We start from the raw sequence: 9,764 nt of genomic DNA, 5'->3' as shown, positions 1-9,764 counted from the left end.
CTCCAGCTGTATCGAGTCGTTTGTTACTCTGCCGGAGTTCGGCAGTGAGGAAATGACAATCATCTACGACGTTACAGGATGGCGTCGGAAGAAAGAGGATGGCACTATTATCTCGGAGCATGTCGATGTGCTAGAGAGCGCGGCAAAGTATGCCGCTGGCACTGGAGGGACGCCGTTCATCATGGCGGTCAATGATGGGCAGCTACATGAAATTGCGAAGGCCCTGCCGGCGAGCTGCTCCAGCCAGCTGCGGGAGTTCTTCGACGACCTGCTATCCATGCATGCGTCGGCGCGGGAGAAATCGACCGCGTTGCCAAATCTTGAACTGGTAAACCTGTCATTCATCCCAAGCGACCACCTGATGGGGATTGGTCTGGATGGGATACTTTCCAGAGAAGAGTGGTCTTGTCTCGAAACTGAACAAGACACACCGCTTTTCGGCCCCAATTCATCTGTGGTAGCCAACTACCACCTGCTCAGTACGGATGCTGTGCGCGACCGGCTATTAAGCGTGGCAAAAATTGCGGATGCTTGCGGCTATCACCTCCCCATTCGTTCGATCATCCTGTTGCTTGTCAATTCGTTGCTAGGGCACCCCGGATTTTCCAATAATTTGGTTAAGCCCGGCGTTGAGGCCGAAAGGAACTTCAATATAGATACCCGTTACAAGGCGGCTCTCCATAGGAACATTTTTGGATTGAACCTCTCGAAGGTGGAGAGGAAAAAACGCGTTCTGTATGAATTTTTGGCGGACCTTAGAGTGGGAGAAGAAACCACCAACGACATCGACGAGCTGATCATCTTCGGAGACAAGCACCCCGATTTTATGGAGGTCTACGACGACTTGATTGCAGATGACCCACACAAGCAGAGGGATCCCGAACTCGTCCGAAATTTGGCCAAGTATCTAAAGGGCGAAATCGCAGACGAGGAGGAGGTGCGAGCGTTTCGCTCCCTACTTTGTGAGGAAAGAAAGCGGATCTTTATCCACGCATCTCCGCAAGAATTCGAGGCATACAACCTTTGGGTTACATGCATTTTTCATCACGCGGGCCATTTCATCAAAGGATTTCTAACACCACTTGCTAGCAACAAACCCATTGAGGTGGATAACATTATCAAGTTGGTTGCAGGCCTGAACCGTGTTTGGACGGGGTTGCTGATTCGTAACGACCTACACCAAGTCTATGTAGCCACAGGGTTGGACATTACGACCGCCCCAATTAGCGACTTACTCATTCAAAAAATTGACGCATATTCAGGACAAGAAGCGGTCGGAGTGACAGGTAGGGAACTCGACAATAGACCCGAATTCGTACTTCAATTCGATGGCCGGAAATTCGCCTTCGAACTAACGATGCTGCGCTTCGAGTTCCTCATGCGCGTCGCAAAGGGAGCGATGCCAACAAGTTTTTCATCGGAAATTTACTCGAACTTCCAGGCACTCAAACAGAAGGCCATCCGAACACTGAAGCTGCAGCCCAACACTCAGTTCATGCTCCTCCTGGAACTGGATGACGCAGGGGCAGTCCGGGAAACACGCGTTAATCTCAAATAGCACAATCCCGGCATGAAAGAAGAATCAATCACCCGTAAGGACAACCTGCAGCCGTGGACCCATGGTAAGGAAAGCGACATCTGGGTTTCTGAAGCTATCTGGGGCCACCGTCTCAAGGAGCAGCCACTTCACGCCTTACTAACAGAGTTTTTGAATATGGCCGACGGCATGTTGCGCCAAGGCAAATTTCTACACGCGACCGAGCCCAATCAAGATGTTCAATACCGCGCCCGGAAAGCGAAAGAACTCCGGATCATTTTATTCCATAACCCCACTCTCGAACAGGTTGCCGAAAAGAACAATGGTTCCAACGACGACTCTTGGTTCCAATGGTTAAAGAACATTCAGGAATCATCGAAAAGCTCTCATCCAAGCGACTATTCCTACCTGAGAGATCGCTTTCCAAATTTTCGTGACTTTGTAAATCGCGTCCACCTTGTCCGACGGAGCGTGATGAACCCTGGGAACAACAAGAAGTGGTCACATCAGCTTCTCTTTCCAATGGGACCTTCCGCACTCTACGTGCCTACTGACGACAAATTTGGTAGAGATCGAACTCTGTTCACCAGATCAGGTGAACTAGTTTACTTAATGCTTTCGAGAGCGGATGAGTCACTAAGGGAAGAATTGGCAACACACCTTTCGAAGAATCTCAAGCCCGGTTCACAAAAGGATAATATCACGCTCGGTTTACTGCCGGGTGGTCAAGGACAGTTCGACGATGCGAATGGTGGAACCTACTTACCTTATCGTTCCCACCCCGCCTACAGCCGATTGGCGGAGGACCTTCTCAATCTTGCGAAGCTCGAACTGCCTGAGAATGACGTCTTCGATGTCATGAAGCATCTTATCGCTTTCAATCTCTACTTGTATGCGCTGGAGACTTCCAACCATTGGTGTGGAACGTCTTCTCCGGCCATAATCGTGTGCGAGGTAATGAATACAAAGTCCGATGTGGTCCGGCAATACTCCGGCGTCTGTAAGCGTGACAATGAGGACAAGGCCCTTAAGGCGGTGGAGAATTACTGCGAGCAGCTTATCGCGAATAATCAGGGTCTTTGTGAAACGCTCGCAGATGAGCAGCAAACTGAGGCTGTCAAGGTCGCCTCGCTGGACGAATTTCTAAGTAGTGAACTGTCTCTCAAAAAGTCCATCAATAAGGAGACTGTCGAAGAATACAAAAAGGAGGTGATTCGCATGGCCAAGGTCGCCTGCAAACGGAATGTGATTCCAGCCCTAGCCAGTCTTGGGCGGATCGCGGGATTAACGACGAAGCAAGGGACAAATCGGCTTCGCTACGCACCCAGCGACTCCCTCATCCGCGCCTTGGTTCTTGCGAATGTGCCGGAGCGAGTGGAAGAGGTCAAACTACTGGAAAAGCTCTTTGCCCGATACCGGGTTGTTATCTCCGACACGCACGCGAGTCGGGTCCTTCCTGAACAATTCGTGGAATCCTCCCACTACGAAAAAAATAAGGAACGTTTTACAAGACGGCTCATGGCACTCGGGCTGGCTACACGAATGAGCGACGCCTGCACCTACGTTAAGAATCCGTACAACGACGCAATTTAAGAAACCTTTTCCATCCAGCCAGTCAGTGTCCGAGCACCCAACATCACATCTGATAGGCGAGATAGCCTACAATATTGCTAAAACGAAGTTTGCTCCGGTGTTGTCTGAGGACGATCATGACGGTGCGTTCCTGGCCTTGAGCTACTTCAAACCACATGAATTGAAGGGGTTTATCGATTCCGCGCAGAAGGATGCGAACTCATTTGTAAGTCTTAAAATTCTCTTTCCCGAATCTACAGTCCCTGGTGCCGGGATTGATCCTCAGTTTTTGACAAAGCACTCCGCCGTGAACGTCCGCGCTATCCAGCGGGAGCGCAAAGTGGTGATAACGTGCGCAAACGAGGAAGACGTCAAGGAATCGCTCGGCAACAAGAACATCCTTTCAAAGAGCGACCTGAACAACGATGAGGTCGCAGGCGAGATCTGGTCAGGCGTTTTACTCGGTAAGCAAAGCTTCACCCTTTCGGAGCCATCACAGAAGGAGTTCACGGCCTTCGTCAGAGCAGTATTGAAAGAAGGAGACATCACGCTGCACGCCATTGCGGAATATCTTCAGAAAGTAAGTGCAGGGATCAAGGACAGCACGCTTATACACCAAGCCGGTATACACCTGCCGATCATCAGTCTCCCTCTGTTCCGGAACTGTTTTGATGGAGTCAAGGCGACAACGCAGACAAGCCAATGGAGCAGGGAACTCAAGAAACACAGGAGGAACGCGTACTATCTAGACAAACGCGATGGGAACCTCAAGCCTCTGGATGACGAAACACTCGGCAAGTCACTGTCGATTCAGGAAGACTACTCGATCGATGATCCTAAGAAGCTCAGCGACGAAATCATCCAAGCATTCAGGAACTATATCGAGGCTTACGGGCGCGGCGAGAACACGGAAAAACTGCTTTTCAACCACGACTGGATCAAGGTTAAGACCCTCTTCATCAAGGAAAAGACGACTTCGTCAAGCGACTTTGCTCAGCTTACGACCACTGCTTTGGAGCACGACGGCAAAGCCCTAGATAGGGAGGAGGAGCAGTTACTGAATAGCCTCAAAAAAGTACCTCGCACCGAAGGGAATTTGGCCTCGGAACATGTCGAGTTCTTTGAAAAGCACCATCAAAGTATCGAAACGTTCAAACCAAAGCTGTTCAAGGATTGGGAGGATTGGGTCTACGGTAAGAAGATCGAATGTTCAGAGTTCCTCGGCGGGATTCTTCGATGTTTGCAAATCTTTCAGAAGGGTGCCGGTAAGGATGAACAAAAATATCTTAAAATAGAGGCAGTTCGGCAGTTTAGGATTAACGATTTCAAGGGGATCGATAAGGATACATGCCTCTTTTTTGAAAGACACTTTGGCAACATCGAAAAGCACTCGAATGGTTTGATTCGGTTCTCCAAACGAGAGGATGCCACCTCCTTGATGCGGTTCTACTCAGATGAAGTTCTCGATAAAAACAAGGGCATTGCGAAAGAGAAGCAGACCAACGCATCGACCAAGAACAAGCGTCAGGGCTTCGAGTTCAAAGTTGTCCTCTGCGAAATCGATACGAACGGCAATGAAGTTGAGCATTCTTCCAAGCAGCTGATCTGGAAATTTTCAAGCAATAGCGTTCTCAAAAGGGAACGTGGAGACATCCGGGCGCTCATTGCTAATCGAATGAACATCCTTTCATCCGCAACTGTAATTTGTCGCGGCGCCTATGACACAGTGGGTCAAAAAGGAACGCCTCTGCCAATCTCATTGGCCGACATCAGTACGTTCGATGGAACCTTCGGTGCCAGGAACGAAGGCAGTTTCGTGCCGGCCCAGAATAATATCAACACTGCTGAATTCGACTTCAAAGCCTATTTGGCTGACCAATTTGAGAAAGAAAACATTGAGGAGGCCGCCAAGGATCTCCTGACATCAACGTTTGACGATTTCGATGCAAGCTACTCCGAGCTAATCCAATCATTCGAGAAGGACGCACTCGATCTGGGCCAAGTGCCCACAATGGTCGAAACCTACAAAGTGTTGCTGGAAACGGTCGGAAATTTGAAACACCAGTCGATCCGGAAGTTCCTCACCAAGATCATTTCACAGATTGGAACCGTTCAAATCGACGAGAATACAAAACGGCCAACCATTTCTATCGTGTGCCCATGGCACCCGTTGCGCTTGGAGGCGTGGAAGGCTCGAAAGGATCAGCTCTTCGGGTCCATCGCTGAGATCCTTTCGTCGAAGTCGCAAAGCTACTCTGACGGCTCGCAAGGTAAGCTGCACTTTGAAGATATAGAGCAGACTGTGGAAGGAAGCTTGTATCCTGAGCTATCGCTAGTGTGGCATGACCTTGAAGCTAAGCTGACCACTGCAACAAGTAGTGTTGGGGCATACACCCTCCACGAGCAGCCCAGAGTGAACGGGGATGCTAGGGTCGCTACTGATAACACCACTGAGGCGGTCAATACGATCGTCAACGAAGCTGAGGAATACCTCCGGCTCCAACCTCACGAGAAAGACAACCTCTCGATCCTACTCTACAACTGCGAGTCCCGCGAACTGGCGAGTAGGATTGTCGAGCAGTTCAACAAAAGGAATCAGACCAGCAGCCAAAAGGGAGACATCCCTATGAACTGTGAAATCATCCTTACCCACCAGCAAGGTAGCAGCCTGCAGGACGTCTACAAGAATTTGGTCGCTCAGACTGAGTCGGAGCAGGTCCTCGGTAAGTCGGAAGGTTTTCTTTCCAAGGTCAGAATCAGCATCAGTGCTCTAACAGATGTGAAGATGAGACCAAAGAAAGGGAAAACTCCTCATGCTGACATCGTCTATTGTAAGGATCTTTTCTCTTCCAAAGCCAAGGTTAGCTGGATCGTTGCAGACGTCGAAGCTCACACGTCTTTGCCGGAGCATTTGTTTTCGCACAGGTGGAACCGTCAAATTCCCTTCGAGGAGGGGAATCACAATTCGAGCTTACTGCTTTGCTGCCCCAATCAAACCGAGGCGGGCTGGCTTTACATTAAGACGATCACCACTCCGATCAACGGTGGAGACCAGTCGCTTCACTGGCCACACAGGAAGGTGCTCTTGCCTGCTAAGTATCTCGACATTGACGAGGGTGCCGTTAGGGAGATTGTCGAGGACAGCCATCAGCTCGGTGTATGGGTGGTCAGCCAGGATGAAATGCTCGACCGTAGGCTACTTGAGGAGAAGCAGGTCAAAGTCATCCGATACATTCAGAGCGTTTGTCGCGGAAGAAATCTGATCGTCTCTTCCAAGGCGAATGACACGCTGCTTCGGGTAACACTCAATCAGCGTTTGTTGTCTATTCTCCCGGATGCAAGCGAATCCGACATAACTGATCTTGCTCAGTCGTTCATCGATCACACCAATGCCATTTCAGGCGGACTGATTCTCAAGGCCGCCAGAAGAACCAACAATACAAGCGAGTTGCTGGGTATGGTTCTGACAAAATTCCTAGTTACCAGCGAGATCGGTGATCAGAGGCCGGTGTGCTGGTGCTCTCTCGATGAATTTAGTAGATGGCTAGGCAAGCCGAGCGGTGATCATCTGGCCGACTTGCTCGTTCTCGCCCCCAAATACAAAGCGGACGGCTCACCTCACTTGGACCTGATTGTAACCGAGGCTAAATATGTCAATAGTCTCGGCCTGGCGGAGAACAAGAAGAAGTCGGCGAAGCAGTTGAAGGACACCCTCAAACAGATTTCGCGAGCGCTCTCATCGAAGAGTCCTCCCCTCGATCAGGGACTGTGGCTTGCTAGAATCTCGGACATGATTCTCTCGAGACTGACCAACACCGGAGGGCAAGATAGTTACTCGCCAAGCAAATGGCGTGGCTTCGTCAGGAAGCGAGAATGTTCCTTTTCAGTTTGGGGATACTCCCACGTCTTTATTCACGATGGTGACACAGCTATCGCAACGGTTGGCGTCGAAGTATCGGGCACCGAAGATGTGATTGCCCAACAGGAGATCTTCAACGCTCAGGACACGAAATCACTGATTGCCTACTTCAGAGGCAGCAAGTTCGAAGACACAAAGAATCTCAGGCTCAGAAATGGTCACACAGGATTCGGAAAGGCCCCGGTCCGCATTCTCCAAGATCGAAAACCCCATCCTCAGCCGACACCAATTACTGGGCCTGATCTAACCGAATCCAATGAGCCCCAAACAACTCCGGTGGACGTGTGCAACGGCGGAGGGAATTCACAAGAATCCCAATTAATTTCCGCGGCGGCAGACCCAGGCAATCCACTTCCTGTTGATCCGAATTCCCGGGATTCCATTCAAACCCCTGAGTTGCCTGAAACAACAGCCAGCAAAACCCCTATGGAAATCCTAGCCGAAAGGAGCCAGAGCTTCTCAGGTGAATCGAAAGAGGGTAGCCAATGGCTGGAAGTCGTCGTGGATGCTCTAAAGTCTGCACTTCGTGATAAGGGAATGTCGTCCAAGGTGTCCGAAACCCATCCTCCGGTAATCACCCCCAACGCTGCTATCGTGACATTCAAGGGTGGCCCGGATCTCACTGTTAAAAAGGTTGAGGATGCGGCCCCTGAATTTCTCACAACCTATGGAATCGATATTCTCCGTGTAACGCCCGGCTTGGGCATAGTCTCAGTCATGGTGACGCGGCCGGAGCGCAAGATGCTTCATACGGCTCCAGTGTTCGAAGCTCTCCTAACATCGTCCGATTTTGATGCTGAGTCTGAGGCGGTGATGATCGGTGTTAGGGAAGAGGACGGAAAGCCACAGATGCTGGATCCTTTCGTCGATCCTCACACTTTAGTTTCAGGTGCCACAGGTTCGGGGAAATCAGTGCTTCTCCAGAGCATGCTTCTGTACATCGGCTTGACCCGAAGTCCCGAAAACACTCATGTTCATCTCGTAGACGGCAAAAGTGGTGTGGACTATTTTGGACTCAGAGAGTTGCCCCACCTCAAGGCAGGCGGTGGAGCCATTGTGACCGATAAGCAGCAGTCCGCCGCATTGCTTGAGGAGTTGGTCGAAGAAATGGAATCTCGGTACAAGCTATTTGAGCAGACTGGCAGCAAGGACATTCGCGCCTATCGTAAAAAGACAGGGCAGAACCTGCCGACCATTTTTTACCTTCAGGATGAATTTGCCGAATGGATGCTCGACAAGGAGTATGCAGAATCGATCACGCAAAGCGTGAGTAGCCTCGGAATCAAGAGTCGAGCGGCAGGGATTTTCATGACCTTCGGCCTCCAGCGCCCGGACAATACGGTGATGCCGATGCAGCTGCGCTCGCAGCTCGGCAATCGACTCACACTGAAAGTCGCCGATAAGGGGACCGCTGAAATTGCCACGGGCGATAAGAATTCAGGAGCCGAACGGCTTCTAGGAAAAGGTCATATGCTAGCAAAACTGGAAGGCAAGTTCGTTCCTATTCAGGTGCCATTCACCGATCCTGACCTTGACCTGGAACCGTTGGTCAGGAGTTTGGTAAAACAGTATAAGGCATGATTTACCTCGACAACAACTCCACGACCCGAGTGCTTCCGGACATTCTGGACGCGATGTTGCCATACTTTAGCACCGCCTTTTTCAATACAACCACATTAGCCGGCGCTCTTTATGATGTTGCCAGGCCTCTTAGTGAGGCCCGCGAACGCGTGGCTGAGTTGATTGACTGTTCTGCGGAAGAAATTATCCTGACTTCCGGTGCGACGGAATCGAACAACTGGGTGCTACAATCCATAGCCCGTCATTCCTTGCGCCAAACAGGTAAGTGCCACCTCGTAGTTTCTGCCATTGAGCACCCGTCCGTCCTTCAGGTCGCTTCATATCTCGCAGAAACAGAGGGACGAGTAGAGGTAGACCTAGCACCGGTTTCCTGTGAAGGGGTTATCGATCTAGCTGCCTTAAGAGATCTCATCAGGCCGGACACTGCTCTCGTATCGGTGATGCTGGCCAACAACGAAACTGGCGTAATCCAGCCGGTTGCGGAGGCTGCTGCTTTGGCCAAGGAAATCAATCAAGATTGCTTGGTCCATAGCGATGCGACTCAGGCCGTTGGTAAAATCACACTCAGTCTCAATGACAATCTAAGGGACGTCGATTTCCTTTCATTGTCAGGTCACAAGTTTCACGGTCCCAAGGGCATCGGTGCACTGTTCATCCGTTCCGGAGTCGACCTCGCGCCGTATTTGTATGGTGGCGGACAACAGGGCGGGGCACGACCTGGCACCGAAAATCCCGCTCTCGCTGCAGGCATCGCCAAGGCAGCTGAGATTGCTACAATGCATCTTGACGATCGACGTCTTGAGAGCCTTCGATCAAGCCTTGAAGCGGCACTTTGTGCTCTCGGTGTCACAGTGCTAGGCGGAGGCGCTCGGCGTCTTCCCAATACATCTTTGTTGTTGTTTGAGGATCTCGACTCAGAGATGCTCATTCACCGGTTGGCAGAAGCTGACTTCGCCACTTCCTCTGGGTCTGCTTGCACGTCGGGTAGCGACTCACCGTCACATGTCGTGCTCGCAATGGGAATCAACTACTCATCTGCTTCAGGAGCACTGAGAATTTCCCTAAGCCACGAGACCACTCAAAATGAGGTTTCGGAGTTTATTGATGTCCTCAAACCGCTTGCTCAATCTCTAAAAAAACCGTGAGCGCACCGTT

General features: G+C 50.8%; 4 protein-coding genes. All 4 read left to right on the top strand.

Annotation, left to right across the window (positions count from 1 at the left end; translation table 11 throughout):
- A partial coding sequence (locus WBG04_RS08470; protein ID WP_424313972.1) for a hypothetical protein occupies positions 1-1,558 on the top strand: 1,558 nt, incomplete at its 5' end.
- Between the two features lie 12 nt (positions 1,559-1,570).
- The gene (locus tag WBG04_RS08465) at positions 1,571-3,130 is read left to right on the top strand and encodes a hypothetical protein (RefSeq protein ID WP_424313971.1); all 1,560 of its coding nucleotides are present in this window, start codon (positions 1,571-1,573) and stop codon (positions 3,128-3,130) included.
- Between the two features lie 25 nt (positions 3,131-3,155).
- Entirely contained in the window at positions 3,156-8,609 is a 5,454-nt protein-coding gene (locus tag WBG04_RS08460) for an FtsK/SpoIIIE domain-containing protein (RefSeq protein WP_424313970.1), read from the top strand.
- Entirely contained in the window at positions 8,606-9,754 is a 1,149-nt protein-coding gene (locus WBG04_RS08455) for a cysteine desulfurase family protein (protein WP_424313969.1), read from the top strand. The genes WBG04_RS08460 and WBG04_RS08455 overlap by 4 nt, the downstream gene beginning before the upstream one ends.
- Positions 9,755-9,764: the final 10 nt, after the last annotated feature.

The organism is Haloferula sp., assembly GCF_049672945.1.
Classification (GTDB): domain Bacteria; phylum Verrucomicrobiota; class Verrucomicrobiia; order Verrucomicrobiales; family Akkermansiaceae; genus Haloferula.
This window is presented reverse-complemented; position numbering and strand designations above follow the sequence as displayed.

Coding starts and splice junctions, on each gene's coding strand:
- WBG04_RS08455 (WP_424313969.1), top strand. CDS start 8,606: ATGATTTACCTCGACAACAACTCCACGACCCGAGTGCTTCCGGACATT.
- WBG04_RS08465 (WP_424313971.1), top strand. CDS start 1,571: ATGAAAGAAGAATCAATCACCCGTAAGGACAACCTGCAGCCGTGGACC.